Raw genomic sequence first — 20,673 nt, 5'->3', positions numbered from 1 at the left:
TCAAAAATTATTTCAGGTTATTATTAGCATTGTCGGTTGTCCTACCAAAGAAACGGTCATCCTTATCGGTACGGCCGCCATCTTCCATAGGGAACTCTTTTCTCATAGGGAACGATTCCATCTCGTCCATATTCAGTATCCTTTTAAGCTGCGGATGACCTTTAAATATAATACCATAAAAGTCATACGTTTCGCGCTCCTGCCAGTTAGCTCCTAAAAATAGGTTTGTGGCAGTGTCTACCTCAGGTTTGTCTCCGTTAAGAAAACATTTAAACCTAATGCGTACATTGTCCATCCAGTTGTGCATGTGGTAAACCACGGCAAACTGTCTGTCCTTCTCAAAATCAGGATAGTGTACACCACAAATATCGGTTAGGAAGTTAAAGCGTAAAGTATCGTCTTCTTTAAGAAAACGCATTACATCGTTCATTGAGTTGGAGTCTACCTCAAAGGTAAATATATCGTGTTGCTGAACAAATCCGGTTACCTTGTTACCAAATTTATCTGTAAGCTTGTCCTGTATAACAGTTGTTTCTAAAGCCATATTACTTTATGAAATATTATAAGAAGCTAATAATTCTTTATATTCAGGAGAGTTTCTTCGCCTAACCGATTCTGATTTTACAATCTCCTGCAGGCTCATAATACCTTCAAGAATCTGTTCCGGTCTTGGAGGGCATCCCGGTACATATACGTCTACCGGAATTACTTTGTCAATACCCTGTAGTACTGAGTAAGTATCGAATACTCCGCCTGACGATGCGCATGCACCTACTGCGATTACCCATCTAGGCTCACTCATTTGCTCATAAACCTGACGTAATATAGGTGCCATTTTTTTGGCAATGGTACCCATAACCAGTAGCATGTCTGCCTGGCGCGGAGAGAAACTCATACGCTCAGACCCGAAACGTGCCACATCATAATGTGATGCCATTGTTGCCATGAACTCAATACCACAACAAGAAGTTGCAAATGGTAAAGGCCATAGTGAGTTAGCACGTGCCAAACCTACTACAGAGTCTAGTTTGGTTGCAAAAAATCCTTCGCCCTGAACTCCTTCAGGAGCGTCTACTAATTTTATATCTGATGAATTGCTCATAGTAATTTAATTTTGATTATCAGGTTATTATGCTACAAAAAGCATACCTGATACTATTCCCATTCCAATCCTTTTTTCTTGATAACGTAAAAGAACCCAACAACAAGCAGGGTCATAAAGATACCCATTTTGTAAAAGCCTTCAAATCCCATTTCGCGGAAGTTAACAGCCCAAGGGTACATAAATATTACCTCTACGTCAAACAATACAAATAGGATAGCTACCAGAAAGTACTTTACAGAGAAAGGAATACGTGCGTTACCTACAGACTCTACACCACACTCAAAGTTTTTGTCTTTGTTTATGGAGCTCCTTTTAGGTCCTAAAAAGTTTGATACAGCAATGGTTGCAGCCACAAAGCCTACCGCCAGTAGGGTTTGCATTAATATAGGATAGAAATCTACCTGAGTTGAAGATTGCATAATCGGGTCTTTTTATTAAATCAATTCACAAATATACATGTCCTGTGTGAACTATTTAAAGGATTTGCCGATTGATGAAGTTGTATATGGTTAATTTTTATTTAGAACTAATAAAAATAATAAAAGGCTGTTTTTGCTGTGTATGCCGAATTACCAAAAACAGGGTTTTTATGTTAATTATATCTTAAAGAAAGAATTAAAAAACTGTGTTTTTACTGGGAATTATGCAATAAAAAAAGCTGCTCACCAGAGCAGCTTTAAGCCTTTGTAAGAGGTAATTTAATAATTCAGTATATTAAATAATAGCAACTTTAGCTGCTACTTTACCTTTTCTTCCTTCTTCTTCTTCGTAGCTTACTTTATCTCCTTCACGAAGATTTTCTACGTTGATTCCGGTAGCATGAACAAAAATTTCATTGCCTGTTTCGTCGTCTACAATGAAACCGTAACCTTTAGATTCATTGAAAAATTTTACTTTGCCTGTGCGCATAAGGGTAATATAAAAAAAATTAATAATAACCCAAAGGTAATCTTAATTATGATATGGCAAAGAAAAAATGTTAAAAAAGTTTGAAGTTTTTTTTATTTGCACTTCTTTGTTAAGAAATTTTAAAATTAATGTTGAAAATTCCAGTTAACTAATAAGTTAAATGTATTAGTCTTTATAATATTGTTTGCAGAATTGTTAATATTGCTAAGGCTGTAATTGTGCCTTTTTTCAATATTAAGATTTTGTTTTTGCTATAAAGAGAGGGAAGTTTGTAAGTTGTAAAAGCATTTTAAAAAAATGAAAATCCGGGTTTATTATTATATAATTAGGTGTATATAATTAATAAATCCGGATTTTATGTATCTGTTTATGGGTATTGAAATTACTTCAGCTTAATGTGAAGCTCTTCCAGTTGTGCATTGTTGATTACAGACGGAGCATCGATCATTACATCACGACCTGAATTATTTTTAGGGAATGCAATAAAGTCCCTGATTGTTTCCTGTCCGCCAAGTATCGCTACCAGCCTGTCAAAACCAAATGCAAGTCCGCCGTGTGGTGGTGCACCATACTGGAATGCATCCATTAGGAACCCAAACTGTGCTTTAGCCTCTTCGTCTGTAAATCCAAGATGTTTAAACATAAGTGCCTGTACATCCTTGTCGTGTATCCTGATAGAGCCACCGCCTATTTCGTTACCGTTTAATACAAGGTCATAAGCGTTTGCTCTTACTTTACCCGGATTGGTTTCCAATAACGGAATGTCTTCCGGTTTTGGCGATGTGAACGGGTGGTGCATAGCATGGAATCTTTCACTATCCTCGTCCCACTCTAATAACGGGAAGTCTACAACCCAAAGTGGTGCAAACTCATCCGGTTTTCTTAAGCCCAGGCGTGTTGCCAGTTCCATACGTAAGGCGCTTAAGCGTGTACGTGTTTTAAAGGCATCGCCCGAAAGCACTAATATAAGGTCTCCGGCATTAGCACCGGTAATATCTGCCCATTTTTTAAGATCTTCCTGATCGTAAAACTTATCTACAGATGATTTGTAAGTACCGCCTTCTTCACATTTTACATATACCATACCGCTTGCGCCTACTTGTGGGCGTTTTACCCAGTCAATAAGTGCATCGATTTCTTTACGTGTATAAGCTGCTCCGCCCGGTACGGCTATCCCAACTACAAGCTCAGAGTTATTAAATACCCCGAAATCTTTGTGTTGTGCCACTTCGTTAAGTTCACCAAATTCCATTCCGAAACGGATATCCGGTTTGTCGTTACCGTATTTTCTCATGGCTTCATCATAGGTCATTCTTGGAAAAGCACCTGTTTCCACTCCTTTAAGTTCTTTTAAAAGGTGGCTTGCAAGTCCTTCAAAAGCCTGCATGATGTCTTCCTGTTCCACAAATGCCATTTCACAGTCAATTTGTGTAAACTCAGGCTGTCTGTCGGCACGAAGGTCTTCATCACGGAAGCATTTAACAATCTGGAAGTATTTGTCCATACCACCTACCATAAGCAACTGCTTAAAGGTTTGTGGTGATTGCGGAAGTGCATAAAACTGACCCTCGTTCATTCTTGATGGTACGACAAAGTCACGTGCTCCTTCGGGAGTTGATTTTATAAGTACAGGTGTTTCTACCTCTATAAAGCCCTGTGCAGAAAGATAGTTTCTTACCTCCATTGCTACTTTATGACGGAATAGCAGACTGTTTTTAACCGGGTTACGACGAATGTCCAGGTAACGGTATTTCATCCTGATATCCTCACCACCATCGGTTTCATCTTCAATGGTGAAAGGAGGTACCTGTGCTGCGTTAAGTATAGTAAGTTCTTTAACCAGGATCTCGATATCTCCTGTAGCCATATTAGGGTTTTTAGACTCACGCTCTATAACGGTACCTTTTACCTGAATTACAAATTCACGACCAAGGGTTTCGGCAAGTTCAAAAACATCTTTCTGGGTTCTGGCTTCGTCAAATATTAACTGTGTTACGCCATAACGGTCTCTAAGGTCAGTCCAGATTAGGAAACCTTTGTTACGTGTTTTTTGTACCCATCCTGCTAGAGTTACTTCCTGGTTGATATGTGAAGCGTTAAGCTCTCCACAATTATGACTTCTATACATTATCTCAATTAATTTTAGAGTGCAAATTTAGAAACAATTACGAATAATGCCTGAGTTTGTGACCGCAAAAATTATAAATGTATATATATAGGTGTAAGTCTTGATTTGTGTACAGTGTTTTTAATGTAAATTTAATGTTAAGCGAATAGGGTAGTAAAGATAAAATAGTACGTAAAAACTTAAAATAATACAGTTTTGTTATGTATTAATAGTAATTTATGCGATTTTTTCAATAGTAAGCTTTTTATTTGTAAATCCCAGTGTTTACAGGTGTTTTGGCTAATATTCACATAACCTGTATGTTAAATTTTAATTCAATGTTACCAAACTGTTAACTCAACGTATATTTAATGTAAAATTATTTTGTATATTCGTATATATAAATGGTAAATATAAACACAAAACTGATATGAGAAAGATTATTATTGCCGGGATGCTATTATCAGCAGGTTTAATTTCAGCACAGGAAAACGTAAAGCCAAAATATGAGTTAGAAAGCCAAACAGTTAAAGCTACTTTTTATTATGATAACGGACAAATAAAAAAAGAAGGTTCTTATAATAAAGACGGTAAGCTTCACGGAACATGGGTGGCTTATAATGAAGACGGAACAAAGCAGGCAATAGGTGAGTACACTAACGGAAATAAAACAGGAAAATGGTTCTTTTGGACCGGGTCTATCCTTAATGAGGTAGATTATACAGACAGCAGGATCGCAGATGTTAAAAAGTGGTCTAAAGAAGCTGTAGTTGTAAATAAGTAAGTCGTTGATTTATTTATTGAGAAAAGGCTGTAAGTAGTATACTTACAGCCTTTTTTTTGTAAAAATAGAATACACTAATCACTTACCAATCTAAGATTGTGGAAAGGTGGTTTTTTATATAACTTTATTTTTTAGCCTTGGCATGCTTTGCTTTTTTGTTTTTACGGCCCCACCATATAAGGAAACCTGTAATAGGTAGCAAGCCGCTTATAAAGCTGGCAATGAAAGCGATTATCTTACCCGGAATACCTAAAATGGCTCCTACGTGGATATCATAATTAGCTGTTATAAGTTTCTCGCCAAAGTTTTTCTCATCGTGTAATCTTTCGTTTAATAGCCTACCGGTATATTGGTCAAACTGCAACTGATGGTTTACATAATAGGTTCCCTCATGTTGCTGTATGTAAGCACTAATAACTCCTGTGGAATCGGCAGCTTTGCTTACCCCAAAAGCATCGGCAGTACTGTGCCTTTCCATGCTTGTTTGAATGGCGGTATCAAAAGCAGCATCTTTGTCACTTTTTTCTAAAAATACAGATTGTTCCCTTTTAACCTCAGGAGGAGTAAGGCTTTGTGATCCGGCAACATATACTATAGCCTGAAACCAGGTAAAGGCCCAAACCATACCCGTAAAGGCAATTATCGCAGCGATGGTAGATATATAAAAGCCCAGTATGTTATGGATGTCGTAGTTTTTGCGACGCCATTGGGTACTGTCTTTCCACTGAAATTTAAAGCGTTGTTTGCGGGCAGCCTTATTTTTAGGCCACCACAGTATAATACCTGTAATAAGCATTATCACAAAAATAAAGGTAGCCCAGCCTACTACGGGCTGTCCTATTTCGGTTTCAAGTAACAGGCTCCAGTGTAGCATTTTAATTATGTTGAAAAAGTCTTTCTTTTCATCATAAATGCCCAGTACCTTACCTGTGTAGGGGTCAGTATATACTGTATAGTAATAGTCTATATTCCTGAAATAGAATACGGAGTTTTTCTCGGTAGCTCCTTTATAACAAAAGAAACGTACCGATTTTTCGGGGTTGTTAAATACATCAACCCTGTTTATTATTATGGAATCGCCCAGTGTTTTTTGGGTTTCATTCCAAAGCTTGCTTACAGGCAGGCGTGTTTCCTTTACCTTAGGGACATAAATTTCATCCTTACGAATGGCTCCGTTTATTTCCTGGCTAAAAACATAAATGCACCCTGTTACCGACAGCAATAAAACAATGAGCCCGGATGCTAATCCGAGCCATAAATGGGCTTTGCCAACCCAGTGTTTGAAACCTTTTTTCTTTTTACCTTTCTGCTTACTCATCAGGCTTTATTTTTATCCAAGAGGGATTGCATAAGTGGCAGAATGCCATATAAATTGATAATCCTGTCCGTTGTAGCTTCCCGGTACTTCTTCTTTGTGGGTTACCTCAAGGATGTACTTTGTGTTCCACGGTAATGTAAAACGGATTTCACCCTTTTCATCAGTATATACTTTTTTAGACCATAGGTCAGAAATGAATACAGTTACTTCCTGTTCCTTTACCGATTGGCCTTTATATAAAACTTTTAAAACGGTTTCACCTTTCTCAGTATGTACTTTTTTAGTAAGATCAACAATTGTAAGTCCCTCAGGATTTATAGCGGCAGTTTCGGCAGTTTTATTGCCTACTTCCACTTTTGCTACCGAGTGGTAATGGGTTTTAAATATTCCGAAATCGTACTGAGTATAATCTACCACATCAATTTCATTATTATTAAGCACTACGGTATGTGTACCGTTTGCTTTTGGCGTAAAGTAACCGCTGTAAAAAGTTTCTCCGGCTTTCATTTCAAGTTGTTGTTTTTCTCCGTTTGGAGCCACAACCCATACCGTAAACTTTTTCATTTTATTAAACGCTTCGCCGTTTACTTCTTCAATCATACCATAGGTATATTCGCCAAAATAAACCTTTACTTCCTGTTTTTGGTTTACTTTACCTGTCATAGCGGTTTCTACCCACATGAAGTGTGCGAAAGAGTTTGCTGAAACCAAAAGTAAAAGCAATAATAAAACTGATTTTTTCATGGTGTTTATGTAAATTAAAACATCCCCTTCTATTACAGGAAGGGGATTGTTTTGTTATTATTTCTTAGAAGTTATACGTTAAGTTAGCAGCAAAAATTCTTGGTTTTTGCGGGCTGATTGTAGACCAACCTTTAAAGTATTCCTTATTTGTAATGTTATCCATTTTAAGAGTGATGCTAAAGGCTTCTGCATTATAGAAAACAGATGCATTTAACACGGTGTACTCAGGAAGTGTGAATGTACCACCCAGGTTACGGTTAAATATTTTGTTCTCACTACCGTAGTTACCACCAAATCCAAGACCGAAACCGTTTAGTTTACCTGTAGTAAACTTATAGCTTGCCCAAAGGCTTGCCAAGTTTTGCGGACCTGCACTCTCTGGTCTTCTGCCTACAAAGTCGTCACCTTCTGCCGCTTTATCAAGACGGCTGTCGTTGTAGCTGTAACCTGCTATAATGTTAAGTCCGTTTACAGGGCTTGCCACTACACTGGCTTCAAAACCTTTACTTGTGCGCTCCCCACCCTGAGTATACTTATTTGGGGCTACCTGTAGTACAGTGTTTGTTACTTTAATATCGTAATAGCTTAATGTAGCTGTTACTTTATTGTTTATTAGGTTTAATTTAGTACCTACTTCAAACTGATCGGCCTGCTCTGGGTCAAAAGTGAAAGTTTCCTCTCCTGTACCCGAAACGATTGGGGCTACATTGCTAAATCCGTTCATGTAGTTAGCGAAAACCGATACTTTATCAAGAATAGGCTGGTATACTAATCCGAATTTTGGAGAAAGCGCCGTTTGGTTATAATCGTCTGCCTTAGTGCTAAGGTTACCTTTGTTAGCAAAACGGTCTACCCTTAAACTTAACATAGCCGATAGGGAAGGGGTAATGTTAATAACATCTGAAGCATAAGCACTGAATATTTCCTGACTTGTTTTTATAGGGTTTATTTGACTGTTTCCTAAAAGAGCATCAGTACCTGCCTGTGTAAGCACGCCTGTTTCATCTGTATAAGCAGCAGGATCTGTTATACCTAATACAAGTTCATTAAACTGTTGTAGGTTGTCACCTATGTAAATTGCACCATTTGTTACATAAGGGCTGCTGTTGTTTGTTACGTTTCTGTTAAAGTAGTCAAAACCTACAACCATTCTGTTTCTAAGGCCTGCGATATTAAAGTCGCCAATAAAGTTTTGCTGAATATCTGTACCGTAGGTTTCAGAGTTTTGTTTGTTGATGTAACGGTTAAGTACGATACCTTCTGTTACCGGAGTATATTGAGTACCTTCATATAAGTATGAGTAGTATCCGTCTGATTTGGCCGATGTTCTTGAGAATACAGTTTGAGATGTCCACTGCTCAGATATTTTATAGAACATTTGTCCCTGTATACTGAAGGTAGGTGTTTCAATGTATAGGTCGTTACCGGTGTATGAGCGGTAGCTGTCATATTTCAATTCGTTCATGTCATGAACTCTAAGTTCAGCACCTCGGTCAAGGAAAAGCATTGTTTGGTTAGTACTTTTACCGTTGTAAAATTCAGTATTAACAAGGAAAGACAATTTGTCGTTCACCTTGTAAGAGATAGATGGCGCTACAAAAAGTGATTTTTTGAATCCTGCATCCTGAAAGCTGTTCTCTGTGTGGTAAGCCGCATTTAAACGGAAAAGAGCATTTTTACTGTCGTTTAGCGGAGTGTTAACATCTACAGTGAAACGGTTTAATCCGTAAGTACCTGCAGTGTATGACATGTTTCCGCCAAAGTAATTGTATGGCTTTTTAGTATTTATGTTAATTAAACCACCGTAAGAAACCAGTGAGCTACCAAATAAAGTTCCCGACGGACCTTTTACAACCTCAATACTCTCCATATTAGCTGGGTCTGGGCTACCGTTTGTAATACTTGGTAAGCCGTTAACCAATGTTGGCTGTACTGCAAAACCTCTTAAAGAGAAATAACCGGCACCATCGCCACCACGACCTGTAGATTCCCATAGTTTGTCTATACCAGGCGCATTTTTAAGAGCATCGTCAAAGTTAGTAACTACCTGCTCTTTTAAAAGCTCGCTTGTAATAACGTTATATACCTGAGGGTTTTCTATATCCTTTAAAGGCATTTTAGAAACTACCCTGCTTTGTGTTCTGGTAAACTTATTTCCTTTACCGTCAATTACCACTTCGTTAAGCTCTTCAAGGCTTTCAGATAGGGTAAAGCTTTTTGTTATGGTTTGTCCTGCCTCAAGGGTAATGTTCTCCTCTACCGGAGTAATACCGATGGCAGAAACACGAAGTACATAAGTACCCGGTTTGATGTTTTTGATTTCGTATTTACCTACCGAATTGGTTACAGCAGAAAAAGAAGAACCTTTAAGCACAACCGAAATGTTTTCGGCCGGTGTGTTTCCGCTTAAAGTTACAGTACCGTTTATTTTGGCTCTTTCCTGTGCCGATACAGTTACCGAACACATTAAAACGAAGCAAAACAGTAATTGCTTTAATATTGAGTTGTTCATTGTTTGTAATGGGTATTTGTTATGGGCACAAAAGTACAGGGCAATAAACAACCAGACAAATTATTTTTAATTATTCTAAATAAATGTAAAAAACGTTTATTTAGATTTATTATAATTAAAAAATTAGTCCTTTTTTTGAAAGAAGTGAAAAAAAATCAGGTCATGAGTTAAATATTAATAGTGATATAATGGCTTTTTTGAAGTGTAAAACCAAAAAAAATAGCCAAACAAGATTGCTTGGCTATTTACAAATTATATAATTGAGTATTAATGAAGGGTAGGTTCGGCAGGTTTTTTCTTAAGCCAGATTTTAATTTTCTGTAGCATAAAGAACATAACCGGTACAATAACCAGGGTAAGGAACGTGGCGAATATCAAACCGTAAATAACAGTTTTAGCCAGTGGTCCCCAAAAGATTACGTTGTCACCACCCAGGTATATTTTTGGATTGTATTCAATAAACAGGTTAAAGAAGTCAATGTTAAGCCCTATTGCCAGTGGTACAAGCCCCAGTACGGTTGTAATTGCCGTTAAAAGTACCGGTCTTAAACGGCTACGGCCACCTTCTACAATAAGTTCTTTATACTCTTCTTTAGTAAGTAGCTCGTCTTTATCCATTCCTTTTTCGGCCAGTTTACGGTCAATAAGGAGTTGGGTATAGTCAATAAGTACAATGGCGTTATTTACCACAATACCCGCAAGGGATATAATACCCATCATGGTCATGATAATCACGAAGTCATCGCCAAGGAATACCATACCGAAGAATACACCACCAAAGCTCAGTAATACCGATGTCATGATGATAATAGGTTTGGAAACCGAGTTAAACTGTGCCACAAGGATAAGTACAATACCACCCAGTGCAATAAGAAGCGCTTTAACAAGGAAGCCCATGTTTTTAGACTGCTCTTCCTGCTCTCCTGTAAAGGCATAAGTTATATCGCTTGGCATTTTGTAGGTTGCCAGTTCCTTTTTGATTCGTGCTACAATGTCGTTACCGTTATAGCCAGTGGTAACGTTAGAGTAAACAGTGATTACCCTTTTAAGGTTTTTTCTTTTTATAGTATTAAAGGTAACAGAGTTCTTAGCATCGGTGATGGCAGATATTGGTACCTGTACCAGTTGCCCGTTTGCCTGATTTCTGAATGTTACCGGCTGATTGTAAAGAACAGCGTTGTCATTACGCTGATCTTCCTCCAGTCTTACATTAATTTCATAGTCATCTTTCCCTTCCTTGTAAGTCGATATTTTTTCACCATATATAGATCGTCTAAGGGTTTGTCCTACCTGGCTTGATGTAATACCAAGCTGACCCGCCTTATCAATATCTACCCTGATATCTACTCCCGGTTTTTGTTTGTTTACATCTATTTTAAGTTCTTCAATACCAGCGATGTTTTTGGTATTAATAAAGGCTTTCAGTTGCTCTGCCTCAGCAAGCATCTGGTCATAATCCTCTCCGGTAATTTCGATATTAACCGGATAACCTGCCGGCGGACCATTTTGTTCTTTCTCTACAATTACCGATACCCCTGCATAACCTTTAACAGCATTCCTGATTTCATCCATCACATCCTGGCTGTTTTTACCTTTACGGTATTTAAACTCAGTCATGGTAAGTGTAACCTTACCTCTGTGAGGCATGTCGTTTTCAGATCCGCCATCGGTTTGCGGGTTTCCGGCACCCTGTCCTACCTGTGCAATGGCACTTTCTACCATGTAGTTGCTGCCGTCTTCCACATATTGTTTGGCAATTTTATATACCTTTTCCTCTATGATTTTGGTAAAGGCATCGGTTTTCTTAATGTCTGTACCTTCCGGGAACTCTATATAAACCATAATTTGGTTCGGTTGGTTTTCCGGGAAGAATAATACGTTAGGCTGACTTACACCAACAGCAATAAACGATGCGATAAGTATACCAAAGGTACCTATAAAGAACAAGCGTGGTCTGTAACCTGTAAGTGCAAAATCAAGGAAGTTTTGGTATTTGTTTTCAAGCCAAACCAAACTGTTTCTCTGGAACTTGTCCATACGTTTAAGCAGGAAGTACTTGTATACCCACATCATGATTACAAAGAACAGCATAAGGTTACCCATACCTTTTGCAGCTCCAGATCCACTTGAGAAACCTATAACAAGAGTTATTAACCCTATACCCCCAATAATGGCACTAAGCAATATCATTTTCTTTTTAGGCATCTCTTTCTCTTCAAGCCTCATAAAGTCTGAAGTGAACATAGCGTTAATAACCAGTGCCACAAACAGTGATGAACCCAGTACGATAGAAAGCGTCATAGGGAAATAGATCATGAATTTACCCATAGTACCCGGCCACAAACCAAGCGGGAAGAAGGCCGCCAGTGTAGTAGCAGTAGAGGCTATAATAGGCCATGCAATCTCACCAATACCTTCGATAGCTGCTTTTTTGCGCGACATACCCTGACTCATAAGTGAGTATACGTTTTCTACAACCACAATACCATTATCTACCAGCATACCCAGTCCCATTACAAGGGCAAAAAGTACCATGGTGTTAAGGGTAATACCCAGTGCTGCCAGTATCATGTATGACATGAACATGGATAACGGGATAGCTATACCTACGAAGATAGCATTGCGTAACCCAAGAAAAAACATAAGTACCACAACCACCAGTACCACACCAAAAATGATGTTGTTTACAAGGTCGTCTACCTGGGCAATGGTTCTTGTAGACTGGTCATTAGCATAGGTAATATTAAGCCCTTTAGGGAAATAGTTTTCCTGTGCCTTGCTGATTATCTCCTTAACGCCATCTACAGCTTCAACCATGTTTTTACCGCTACGCTTTTTGATGTCAAGCATAACTACAGGGTTGCCATATTCCCTGGCATAAGTGGTTCTTTCTTTTTCTTTAAAGGTAATTTTTGCTATATCCTTAAGGTATACTTTACCGTCCTGATGCTTAACGATAATGTTGTTAAGCTGTGCCGGATCACTGATTTCACCAATTACCCTAATATTTTTCTTGATACCGTCTAACGTTACACTACCACCAGATATGGTTTTGTTCTCATATTTTACGGCATTGATAATATCGTCAAAGCTTACTTTTGCAGAGGCCATTTTGTAGATGTCTACAGCAATTTCGACCTCTTTGTCTTCTGCACCACGAATGGCAGCTTCTTTAATTTGCGGAAGCCTTTCTATGTGGTCTTCAAGATATTCGGCAAACTCCTTTAGTTTCTCCGATGTAAAGTCACCCGTAAGGTTAACGTTTAGTATAGGAGTCTCCTCGGCAATGTTAAGGTCAAATACGTTAGGCTCTACTTTAGCACCACCGTCAAGGGTTGGCCACTCAGTATCAGCCTTTACCTTATCTACCTTATCTTTAATCTTTTGCTTAGCATCTTCAACAGTAATATCCTCATCAAACTCCACCAGTACCATGGAATAGTCTTCCAGTGTGTTTGAGGTGATTTTTGTAACCCCCGATATGTTGTTAAACTCGTCTTCAAGGGGTTTGGTTATTAGTTTCTCCACATCCTCGGCAGAGTTGCCGGGATTTATGGAGCTTACATATATCTTAGTCTCCTTAATTTCAGGGAAGCTTTCCCTTGGCATGGAATAGTAGGAGATAAGTCCGCCCAGAAATAAAATAGCCGTGATAACATAAACTGTCATCTTGTTGTTAATGGCCCAGGTGGAAATACCGAAACTTTTCTCTATTTTTTTACTCATTTTGGTTGTGTTATGAGTTTGTTTTATTTAATGATTTCTACAGTTGAGCCTTCTTTTATACTCTTAGCACCATCGGTAACAATTTCGTCGCCTTTTTTGATACCTGATTTGATCTCAACATAACCTTTAGAAGTATAACCGGTTTCAATGGTTTTCTCAACAGCTTTGATTTCTTCTTTGTTAGATTTGTCTAAGCCGTATACTACAAGTCTTCCGCCTGCTTTTTGCTGAATAATTGTTTCAGGAAGCAATAGGGCAGTGTCGGTTTTGTAATCTTCAATTTTAAGTACTGCTACCTGATTAGGGCGTAATAGGTTGTCTGGGTTTGGAAGTGCTACCTCAATACCAAAAGTTCTGTTATTAGGGTTAATGTAGTTACCTACCTGACGTACTTTACCTTTATAAGTTTTACCAATAGCGTTAAGATGTACCTCTACAGGTGCACCAAGTTTTAGCTGACTTAAATAGGTTTCAGGCACGGTAGCTGAAACATACATGTCGCCAAGGTTTACTATTCTGAACAGTTCCTGACCTGGAGCTACAACTTTACCTCTTTCAGTCATTACCTCGTCTATAGTTCCTGTAAACGGAGCTCTTACTACCGATTTGTTTAATTGTGACTGAAGCTGATCTACCACTTTTTGCTGACTTTCCAGTGAGGTTTTAGCCTGTAGGTATTGTATTTCACTACCTATTTTTTGATCCCAAAGCCTTTTCTGTCTGTCAAAAGTAGTCTGCGACAGGCTTAACTGCGCCTGAGCCTGTGCCAGCTGTGCGCTAATACCACCATCGTCTATTCTTGCCAGTACCTGTCCTTTAGATACTTTTTGCCCGGCTTTTACATTAAGCTGTTGCAGTATACCAGATATCTCTGGGTAGATAAGTATGTTTTGTTTAGTATCTACATTACCCTGTATCTCTATATAGTGTACAAACGATGTATCCTTAACGGTTATGGTTCTAACAAGTACACGGCTTCTGTTAGGGTCAAGTGAATCGATTGCTTTATCTATTTTGGCAAGATCGGCAGTCAATTTATCATATTCGGTTTGTACCTGTTCGCGTGCTTCCCTTATCTTTTTTATATCATTGGTGTCAACGACTTCGTCTACGTTTAATTTCTTTTCCCCGCATGAAAACATCATAAGGGATAGTGTAGTGATATATGCTAATTTTTTCATCTCTTAAATTTTAGGTGTTTTATTGTGCGGTTAGTTTTTCAAGGGCAGCCCTTTTGTTTATCACTTCGGTCATAGACTCCAGAAAGCTTTGCTGTGCCGAATACAACTGGCGTTGTGCTTCGGTAAACTCAAAACTGCTGGATAAACCTTCTTTAAATTTTATTTGTTGTTTGTTCTCAATACGCTCTGCAAGCTTAAGGTTGTTTTTTGAAGTAAAGTATTCTTCAATACTGTACTCATACTCACTTTTAGCGCGCTGGTATTCCAGTTTAAGGTTTTGCTCCAGCTCTTCCTGTTGTGTTTTTGCCTGCTCTAAAGCGATTCTTGCCTGCTGTGTCCTGGCACTACGTCCAAGGCTGCTGAAAATAGGCACGTTAAGACTTAACCCTAAGTACGAATAGTTTAACCATTGCTGATTTCTCTGGAAGAAATCAAAGCTGTCATTAAACCCGTTGTAACCAAAAGCAAGGTTTGTAGAAAGTGTAGGTAGTGCTTTGCTCATTTCCTGCTTCATTAAAAGCTCTTTCTGAATGGTGTTTATCTGTCCCAACCTGTAGTCAATATTCTGTTCTACATTAAAACCTTCTGCTGCAACGGTAATATCGAGGTTATCTGTGGTCAGGTCTTCCAGATTATCGGTAAGTGCAAGCTGATCTTCCAATTCAATACCTAATATTATTTTAAGCATATTAAGGGAAATTTCCCTTACCCTTATTGAGTTTTTAAGGGAGCTGTTAATGGTAGCAAGTGTAATGGAAATTTGTTCCACATCTTCCTCTTCCGATAGCCCGTTTTTAAAGCTTTCATTGGTTTCGCGGTAATTTTTTTCCAGTGTTTCCTTGTTTTTTTCAAGGATGCGAACACTTTCTTCCAGTAGCAATACATTACCGTAAGCGTTAATAACCTGTTCTTTTACGTCGATGTCTGTTTTTTGCTTAGAGCTTTCATAGTAGTCCAGATATACCCTTGCCGCTTTAAGGCCTACTATGTATGTTCCGTCAAAAATCAGCTGATTAAGTGTAGCCTTAGCATCTACCGAATGCTTTGTGCCAAAGGCCACTTCTACAAATTCGCCCGGGTTACCACCGAAGAATTCGGCAGGTACAACCGACTTTTGCAGCTCGAAATTGTACTGGTAATTACCGCTTGCGCTAATTTGTGGTAAACCCGTTGCAATGGTTTCCCATTTTTTCTTGTTTGCAGCTTCTATATCCCTGCCCGAGTTTATAACCTTGTAGTTATATTCCATGGCATGCTGTATTGCCTCGTTAAGGCTAAAGGAATAGCTTTGGGGCTCTTCCTGTGCCTGTGAAGGGAGTACAGACAAGAGAATCAATGCAGCAGCAAAACGCCTTATGGCTTTACCGTTTAAAGAATTGATGATTTTCTCCATACTAACTGTGTTAATTGATTTGATGATTATTATTTAAAAAGGGTATCCATTACTATTTTCTTACGCTCGTCTATAAGTGAATCGTAAGCTTCATTACTCATGCCCATGCTTTCCTGTAAAAGGGGGCGCATAGAAACAGGGAAGGAGGTAAGCGATATAAGGTTTAGCATAAACTGTTCAGGCCTCATTTTGGCTATATTGCCTTTTTCCATCTCTAAAGCTATTTCAAGGTAAAACTTGTCCAGCATCCTGTTCATGGTATCGGGATCTTTAAAACAACTTCCCTGATTCATTTGTGTAACCATATATATTTCCAGATAAGGGTACTTTTTTGCCTGCTCAAAAAACAGGTCAAGGTATTTCTCTATTTTTTGGTGGAAAGGCAGGTCAGAAAAAATAATCTGTTCTGCTATGGCATTTTCCTTGGTTTGGGCATCTTCAAAAACAATTTCAAAGAGATTATTTCTGGATCTGAAATAGTAGTTTATCAACGTCCTGTTTACACCTGCGGCATCGGCAATCTCCTGTGTTGTGGCCTTAAAACGGCCTTCGCCAAAAAATACTCTTTTGGCGGTTTCTTTAATCAACTCTTCGGTGTCTATGTCTATTTCCTGTATTGACATATTTGTTTAACTTTAATGTTTGACATTTTTGTTAACGCAAAAGTCGGCTGTTTGTAACAAACTTTTATGTTAAATTTTATTTAATCGGTTTTTATCAAACCCTCCAGTATGCTTAATCCTTTTGGTGTGACTATGGCTCTTAAATGATATTCTAAGAATTTTTGTGTAAGCTCATATGCATTAAACTGGTCTGTAGGAAAAACATCACTATCCTTAATACCGGTTAATCCGGTAAAATACATTCTGGATATAAAGTTTACATCTATATCCGGCCTGTATAAGCCGTGTTCTATGCCTTTAGCCTGGTTTTCTATCATACAGTCATTCATCTTTTCAAACTGTTTGGCGCGAAGGCATGAGAATATTTTTGGGAAAAACTTTTGCAGCTGATAAAACGGAGAGGCACTCTCGTTGTTTAACTGCTGCATCATAAAGCTACGTATGATAAAAATCTCTTCAATAGAGTTTTTATCCTGCTCCCTAATGTTATCTATACCGCATGATACTGTTTCAAACAAATGGTCGGTACTTGCTTCTACCAGGTCGTTTTTGTTTGCAAAGTGCTGATATATGGTTTTTTTAGATATTCCCAGCTCTGTTGCAATGTCGTCCATGGTAACGCTTTTAAAACCATAGGCAAGAAACATTTCGTTTGCTTTTTTTAATATAGTATCTCTCATTCAATGTATTAAGATGAGGGCAAATGTATGAAGGAAACTTTTAAAACCAAAAAAGTTTCCGTAGTTTTTTTGTAAAATTTCATCAAAAAAATAATACTTGGTTAAAAAACTGAAAGGGTTTACTTTTGCAAAAAAATATTTCATGCAAGCTATATCGCACTATCAGCAGGTAATTTCAGATTATTTCAATGCACTTTCAGTAGTAAAAGATCCGGTTAATTTATATGAGCCAGCAGCCTACATTTTATCGTTAGGAGGTAAAAGAATGCGCCCGGTGCTCACTTTAATGGCTGCCGAAATTTTTAATGCCGACTGCAAAGAAGCTCTTCCGGCGGCAGTAGCAGTTGAAATTTTTCATAATTTCTCACTGGTGCATGATGATATTATGGACGATGCCCCTCTGAGAAGAGGTAAGGAAACCGTGCATGAAAAATGGAATACCAATACCGCTATCCTTTCGGGAGATGCTATGCTTATAATGGCCTACCGTTATTTTGAGGCTTATGAGCCGGAGACCTTCCGTGATTTGGCAAAGCTATTTAGTAAAACAGCACTTGAAGTGTGTGAAGGGCAGCAGTGGGATGTTGATTTTGAGGAAAGGAATGATGTAACCGTTCCGGAATATCTTAAAATGATTGAATACAAAACGGCAGTGTTAGTAGGTGCAGCCATGAAAATGGGTGCTATAGTGGCAAACACCTCTCAGGAGAATGCCGATTTGATTTATGACTTTGGCCGAAATCTGGGTATTGCCTTCCAGTTACAGGACGATTACCTGGATGCTTTTGGTGACCCCGAAACTTTTGGTAAGCAGGTAGGTGGTGATATTATTGAAAACAAAAAAACGTACCTTTATTTAATGGCGCTGCAACACGGTGACGACGTTAGTAAAGAGCAGCTTAAAGAGTTGTTTTGCCTGCAGCCGGAAAACAGTGATGAAAAGGTGGAGGTAGTAAAGAATATTTTTACCACAAGCGGAGCTGATGTTCAAACCAAAAATGCTATTGAGGAGTATACACTTAAAGCATTTGATATGCTGGAAAAACTGGATATTGATGATAGTAAAAAAGCCATGCTTAGGGCTTTTGGTGAAAACTTAATGCAACGCAAGGTATAATGTATACAGCTCCTGCCAATACTGATTTACTGCTTTCTGAAGCACAGAAAGAGTCGCTTTATGTTAAACTGGTTGAACAGGTTAATAAGGACTTTGCGCTGGCAAATGAACCGGTAGATTTTGATGTTGCCATTACTCCTATAAACATTAAAATGGAGCTACATGAAAAGGTGTATAAGCTAATTCAGTATAAATTTGGCGAATACCTTAACCTGCTGTATATAATAGATGTTCCTGAAAAAGAAATAAAAAGCCTTAATGGGGGCGATCTTAGCGAACTGGCCGAACAGGTAGCTTTTTTAATACTTAAAAGGGAATGGCAAAAGGTATGGTTTAGAAACAGGTTTTAATTATAATAACACACCTTAACAATGCAGAAAAAGATATCATTTTTAACGAAGATTTTTATAGTAAGTATTAGCGGAGTCATTTTTACCTGGCTTTTTTCTTCGTTTCTGCATTATGTTGACTGTTATAGTAACTTCCTTTTATGGATGGTGTATTTAATGGTATATGCCTTTTTACTTTCATCGCTAATTTCTTTTGTTTCTCTGCTCTTCTTTTTAGGTAAGCGATATTTTTGCAGGTAAATTCTTTAAAAATATTCCTATCATCAATTAATACAAAAAGAGATTTATATATTTATAAATCAGTTTAGAATACTCTGTTTTGTTAACCTTTAAGTACAGGTGGAATTATGAGAGTTATTAGTATTGTTATGCTTTTTCTTTTGGTATCATGTTCTTCAAAAAAGATTATGTTTGAGTATGATTTGGTAAAAAGTGGGCTTTCAGAACCAAATAGTTGGTTTCCTCAAAATACGGCATATATTCCTACGGATGAAGAAAGAAAACATTTTGACAAAGTTTTGGATTCATTCTTAAAACTGTATAAAAACATAGAGCTAAAGGAATACATGTTCGAGTATATTTTTTCTAAAAATAAATACGGAGAAGTTGAGGTGTGGTTTCAGGCGTCATACTATTATTCAGGTTTTATGGATGAAAAAATGGATGGTCCGTGTATATTTGGTGACCCCGGAGGTTTTTTGCATTATGCATCAATAAATTTAACTCGAGATAAGGCTTATTTTTTCAGGCTTTTAGATCCGCAAAATCCTTTCGATCATGAAGGGGTTAAGTGTTATTTTTATATGAATGGAAAGACAAAAGAAGTGGTTAATAACCTTTCAATGATTTACGATACCGAAATTTGGAGGGATTTTGATTTTGAAGACTGGGTTTCTGTAGATAATGCTGATGAATAAGCCTGATTGTAAAGTGTTTTTCCCTAATCTCTTTAATAAAGAAGAGGTTGATTTATATATTAAACTGATAAAATGGATTTAAGGTTTACGTTTGAATTAAGAAATAATCCGTATAAAAATGAATCTGGTTCTGAATATGAAATTTGGAGCAGGATAAGTTTGTCTTTTAATGATGAGTTGCTTTTTGAGCAGGAGTGGAATTTACTCCCAGTTGTTGAATGGTATTATAGAGTAAGGTATAATCTTGAAAAAGAAATCCCAATTAACAATCCTGATGATTTAAGTATAGCCGAACTAAGAAGTTTACTGTTTGATAATATTGAAAATTACAGCATTGATGATTACCTGCATAAGCTGGAAGATTATTTTTCAAATCATACTTTTACCCTGAGTGGAACTTTTTTGCCTACTTTCTATATCGGGCTTAATAATAAAAGGATAGGAGAGGTGTCTTATTTTGAAAATGGTAATTATATAGTTCATAATTTTATGATGACTGATTTTTTAAAACATCTCGAGTGTGAAATCAATACGGTTTTATTGGAATGGAAAAACTCAGGTTTTTATACTGATGAGGCATATGGTTTGGTTTATGATATACAGGAAAAGCATAATGTCAAAATTGTTTAATTAAAACACCCTTGTAGGTTTTATAGGTATGGCAAGTATTGAAGAAGTAAAGGTGAGACTGTTGAATAATGAAATAGAAAATTTATTTTTAGATTTTGATGTTAATTCTTACGATAAGCATGGTAATAACATACTGCATTATTATCTGAAAAATAGTGAGAGTTTGGCTATTGACAGTAAACAGTTTCTTGATATGTTGTTTAGTGAAGGGTTTGATTTGAATTCACTACAGTCAAAATCGCCTAAAAGCAGCGCATTGCATTTAGCTGTTAAACTTAAAAAACGAGATTTGGTTGTTCAGCTTGTGGAGTATAATGTAGATATAGATGCTGTAGATGAAGAGGGTAATACGCCATTATGGATTGCCGTTATGTGGTATAGAAATGATGATCCGTTTTATATTAGTTATTTATTAGAGAAGGGAGCAGATAAAAATATTGAAAACAAACACGGAGTATCTCCGTTAGGGCTTTCTAATGTGATGGCAAATTATGATTCTAAGCCACTTTTAAAGAAATAAAGTCGTCTGTGTTTAACTTAACGGCTTGTGAAAGCGGATGAAGAATAATTGCTTCCG

19 protein-coding genes are annotated in these 20,673 nt (G+C 37.5%); 6 read left to right on the top strand and 13 right to left on the bottom strand.

The window, feature by feature from the left end:
- Positions 1–7: 7 nt before the first annotated feature.
- The 5 genes from V3Z67_RS05225 to aspS all read right to left on the bottom strand — a co-directional run bounded on the left by V3Z67_RS05225 (position 8) and on the right by aspS (position 4,142).
- Complete coding sequence (locus V3Z67_RS05225) at positions 8–544, bottom strand: NADH-quinone oxidoreductase subunit C (protein WP_330442311.1); 537 nt, start codon at positions 542–544, stop codon at positions 8–10.
- A gap of 6 nt (positions 545–550) precedes the next feature.
- Positions 551–1,102, bottom strand: coding sequence for an NADH-quinone oxidoreductase subunit B (locus V3Z67_RS05220; protein WP_035135315.1), 552 nt, complete (start codon positions 1,100–1,102; stop codon positions 551–553).
- A 53-nt stretch (positions 1,103–1,155) separates the two neighbouring features.
- The gene (locus V3Z67_RS05215; RefSeq protein WP_330442310.1) at positions 1,156–1,524 is read right to left on the bottom strand and encodes an NADH-quinone oxidoreductase subunit A; all 369 of its coding nucleotides are present in this window, start codon (positions 1,522–1,524) and stop codon (positions 1,156–1,158) included.
- A 295-nt stretch (positions 1,525–1,819) separates the two neighbouring features.
- Positions 1,820–2,014 (bottom strand): cold-shock protein, encoded by a 195-nt coding sequence (locus tag V3Z67_RS05210; protein WP_035135311.1) that lies wholly within the window; start codon positions 2,012–2,014, stop codon positions 1,820–1,822.
- A gap of 382 nt (positions 2,015–2,396) precedes the next feature.
- Positions 2,397–4,142, bottom strand: a complete 1,746-nt coding sequence (gene aspS, locus V3Z67_RS05205) for an aspartate--tRNA ligase (RefSeq protein WP_330442309.1) — start codon at positions 4,140–4,142, stop codon at positions 2,397–2,399.
- A 409-nt stretch (positions 4,143–4,551) separates the two neighbouring features.
- Between aspS and V3Z67_RS05200 the strand changes: the two genes are divergently transcribed.
- Positions 4,552–4,905, top strand: a complete 354-nt coding sequence (locus tag V3Z67_RS05200; RefSeq protein ID WP_330442308.1) for a toxin-antitoxin system YwqK family antitoxin — start codon at positions 4,552–4,554, stop codon at positions 4,903–4,905.
- Positions 4,906–5,029: 124 nt separating this feature from the next.
- Here V3Z67_RS05200 and V3Z67_RS05195 read toward each other — a convergent pair whose 3' ends face one another.
- The 8 genes from V3Z67_RS05195 to V3Z67_RS05160 form a co-directional block, all read right to left on the bottom strand.
- Positions 5,030–6,223, bottom strand: a complete 1,194-nt coding sequence (locus tag V3Z67_RS05195) for a PepSY-associated TM helix domain-containing protein (protein ID WP_330442307.1) — start codon at positions 6,221–6,223, stop codon at positions 5,030–5,032.
- Between the two features lie 12 nt (positions 6,224–6,235).
- Complete coding sequence (locus V3Z67_RS05190) at positions 6,236–6,967, bottom strand: DUF4198 domain-containing protein (protein ID WP_330442306.1); 732 nt, start codon at positions 6,965–6,967, stop codon at positions 6,236–6,238.
- 64 nt (positions 6,968–7,031) lie between these two features.
- On the bottom strand, positions 7,032–9,479 hold the full coding sequence (locus V3Z67_RS05185) for a TonB-dependent receptor (protein ID WP_330442305.1): 2,448 nt from the start codon (positions 9,477–9,479) through the stop codon (positions 7,032–7,034).
- Between the two features lie 267 nt (positions 9,480–9,746).
- A complete protein-coding gene (locus V3Z67_RS05180; protein WP_330442304.1) occupies positions 9,747–13,205 on the bottom strand; it encodes an efflux RND transporter permease subunit in 3,459 nt (1,152 codons plus the stop codon).
- 23 nt (positions 13,206–13,228) lie between these two features.
- Entirely contained in the window at positions 13,229–14,386 is a 1,158-nt protein-coding gene (locus tag V3Z67_RS05175; protein ID WP_330442303.1) for an efflux RND transporter periplasmic adaptor subunit, read from the bottom strand.
- Between the two features lie 19 nt (positions 14,387–14,405).
- Positions 14,406–15,779 (bottom strand): TolC family protein, encoded by a 1,374-nt coding sequence (locus tag V3Z67_RS05170; RefSeq protein ID WP_330442302.1) that lies wholly within the window; start codon positions 15,777–15,779, stop codon positions 14,406–14,408.
- 29 nt (positions 15,780–15,808) lie between these two features.
- On the bottom strand, positions 15,809–16,402 hold the full coding sequence (locus V3Z67_RS05165; RefSeq protein ID WP_330442301.1) for a TetR/AcrR family transcriptional regulator: 594 nt from the start codon (positions 16,400–16,402) through the stop codon (positions 15,809–15,811).
- A gap of 80 nt (positions 16,403–16,482) precedes the next feature.
- Entirely contained in the window at positions 16,483–17,082 is a 600-nt protein-coding gene (locus V3Z67_RS05160) for a TetR/AcrR family transcriptional regulator (RefSeq protein ID WP_330442300.1), read from the bottom strand.
- Positions 17,083–17,224: 142 nt separating this feature from the next.
- On the opposite strand from V3Z67_RS05160, the gene V3Z67_RS05155 reads away from it, so the two are divergent.
- The 5 genes from V3Z67_RS05155 (at position 17,225) to V3Z67_RS05135 (ending at position 20,616) form a co-directional block, all read left to right on the top strand.
- Positions 17,225–18,199, top strand: a complete 975-nt coding sequence (locus V3Z67_RS05155) for a polyprenyl synthetase family protein (RefSeq protein WP_330442299.1) — start codon at positions 17,225–17,227, stop codon at positions 18,197–18,199.
- Positions 18,199–18,549 carry a hypothetical protein gene (locus V3Z67_RS05150; protein WP_330442298.1) on the top strand — a complete coding sequence of 117 codons (351 nt, stop codon included), beginning with the start codon at positions 18,199–18,201 and terminating at the stop codon, positions 18,547–18,549. Before V3Z67_RS05155 ends, V3Z67_RS05150 begins: the two co-directional genes overlap by 1 nt.
- Positions 18,550–18,896: 347 nt before the next feature.
- Positions 18,897–19,466 carry a hypothetical protein gene (locus V3Z67_RS05145; RefSeq protein ID WP_330442297.1) on the top strand — a complete coding sequence of 190 codons (570 nt, stop codon included), beginning with the start codon at positions 18,897–18,899 and terminating at the stop codon, positions 19,464–19,466.
- A 72-nt stretch (positions 19,467–19,538) separates the two neighbouring features.
- Complete coding sequence (locus V3Z67_RS05140; protein WP_330442296.1) at positions 19,539–20,096, top strand: hypothetical protein; 558 nt, start codon at positions 19,539–19,541, stop codon at positions 20,094–20,096.
- A 28-nt stretch (positions 20,097–20,124) separates the two neighbouring features.
- Positions 20,125–20,616: an ankyrin repeat domain-containing protein gene (locus V3Z67_RS05135; RefSeq protein ID WP_330442295.1), complete on the top strand. Its 492-nt coding sequence runs from the start codon at positions 20,125–20,127 to the stop codon at positions 20,614–20,616.
- Positions 20,617–20,673 lie beyond the last annotated feature (57 nt).

This window comes from Flavobacterium sp. C4GT6, from assembly GCF_036347315.1.
In the GTDB taxonomy this organism is placed as follows: Bacteria; Bacteroidota; Bacteroidia; order Flavobacteriales; family Flavobacteriaceae; genus Flavobacterium.
This window is presented reverse-complemented; position numbering and strand designations above follow the sequence as displayed.

What these genes read in the sequence shown, in the direction of transcription:
- V3Z67_RS05225 (WP_330442311.1), bottom strand. Translation starts at nt 544, where the DNA reads ATGGCTTTAGAAACAACTGTTATACAGGACAAGCTTACAGATAAATTT.
- V3Z67_RS05220 (WP_035135315.1), bottom strand. Translation starts at nt 1,102, where the DNA reads ATGAGCAATTCATCAGATATAAAATTAGTAGACGCTCCTGAAGGAGTT.
- V3Z67_RS05215 (WP_330442310.1), bottom strand. Translation starts at nt 1,524, where the DNA reads ATGCAATCTTCAACTCAGGTAGATTTCTATCCTATATTAATGCAAACC.
- V3Z67_RS05210 (WP_035135311.1), bottom strand. Translation starts at nt 2,014, where the DNA reads ATGCGCACAGGCAAAGTAAAATTTTTCAATGAATCTAAAGGTTACGGT.
- aspS (WP_330442309.1), bottom strand. Translation starts at nt 4,142, where the DNA reads ATGTATAGAAGTCATAATTGTGGAGAGCTTAACGCTTCACATATCAAC.
- V3Z67_RS05200 (WP_330442308.1), top strand. Translation starts at nt 4,552, where the DNA reads ATGAGAAAGATTATTATTGCCGGGATGCTATTATCAGCAGGTTTAATT.
- V3Z67_RS05195 (WP_330442307.1), bottom strand. Translation starts at nt 6,223, where the DNA reads ATGAGTAAGCAGAAAGGTAAAAAGAAAAAAGGTTTCAAACACTGGGTT.
- V3Z67_RS05190 (WP_330442306.1), bottom strand. Translation starts at nt 6,967, where the DNA reads ATGAAAAAATCAGTTTTATTATTGCTTTTACTTTTGGTTTCAGCAAAC.
- V3Z67_RS05185 (WP_330442305.1), bottom strand. Translation starts at nt 9,479, where the DNA reads ATGAACAACTCAATATTAAAGCAATTACTGTTTTGCTTCGTTTTAATG.
- V3Z67_RS05180 (WP_330442304.1), bottom strand. Translation starts at nt 13,205, where the DNA reads ATGAGTAAAAAAATAGAGAAAAGTTTCGGTATTTCCACCTGGGCCATT.
- V3Z67_RS05175 (WP_330442303.1), bottom strand. Translation starts at nt 14,386, where the DNA reads ATGAAAAAATTAGCATATATCACTACACTATCCCTTATGATGTTTTCA.
- V3Z67_RS05170 (WP_330442302.1), bottom strand. Translation starts at nt 15,779, where the DNA reads ATGGAGAAAATCATCAATTCTTTAAACGGTAAAGCCATAAGGCGTTTT.
- V3Z67_RS05165 (WP_330442301.1), bottom strand. Translation starts at nt 16,402, where the DNA reads ATGTCAATACAGGAAATAGACATAGACACCGAAGAGTTGATTAAAGAA.
- V3Z67_RS05160 (WP_330442300.1), bottom strand. Translation starts at nt 17,082, where the DNA reads ATGAGAGATACTATATTAAAAAAAGCAAACGAAATGTTTCTTGCCTAT.
- V3Z67_RS05155 (WP_330442299.1), top strand. Translation starts at nt 17,225, where the DNA reads ATGCAAGCTATATCGCACTATCAGCAGGTAATTTCAGATTATTTCAAT.
- V3Z67_RS05150 (WP_330442298.1), top strand. Translation starts at nt 18,199, where the DNA reads ATGTATACAGCTCCTGCCAATACTGATTTACTGCTTTCTGAAGCACAG.
- V3Z67_RS05145 (WP_330442297.1), top strand. Translation starts at nt 18,897, where the DNA reads ATGAGAGTTATTAGTATTGTTATGCTTTTTCTTTTGGTATCATGTTCT.
- V3Z67_RS05140 (WP_330442296.1), top strand. Translation starts at nt 19,539, where the DNA reads ATGGATTTAAGGTTTACGTTTGAATTAAGAAATAATCCGTATAAAAAT.
- V3Z67_RS05135 (WP_330442295.1), top strand. Translation starts at nt 20,125, where the DNA reads ATGGCAAGTATTGAAGAAGTAAAGGTGAGACTGTTGAATAATGAAATA.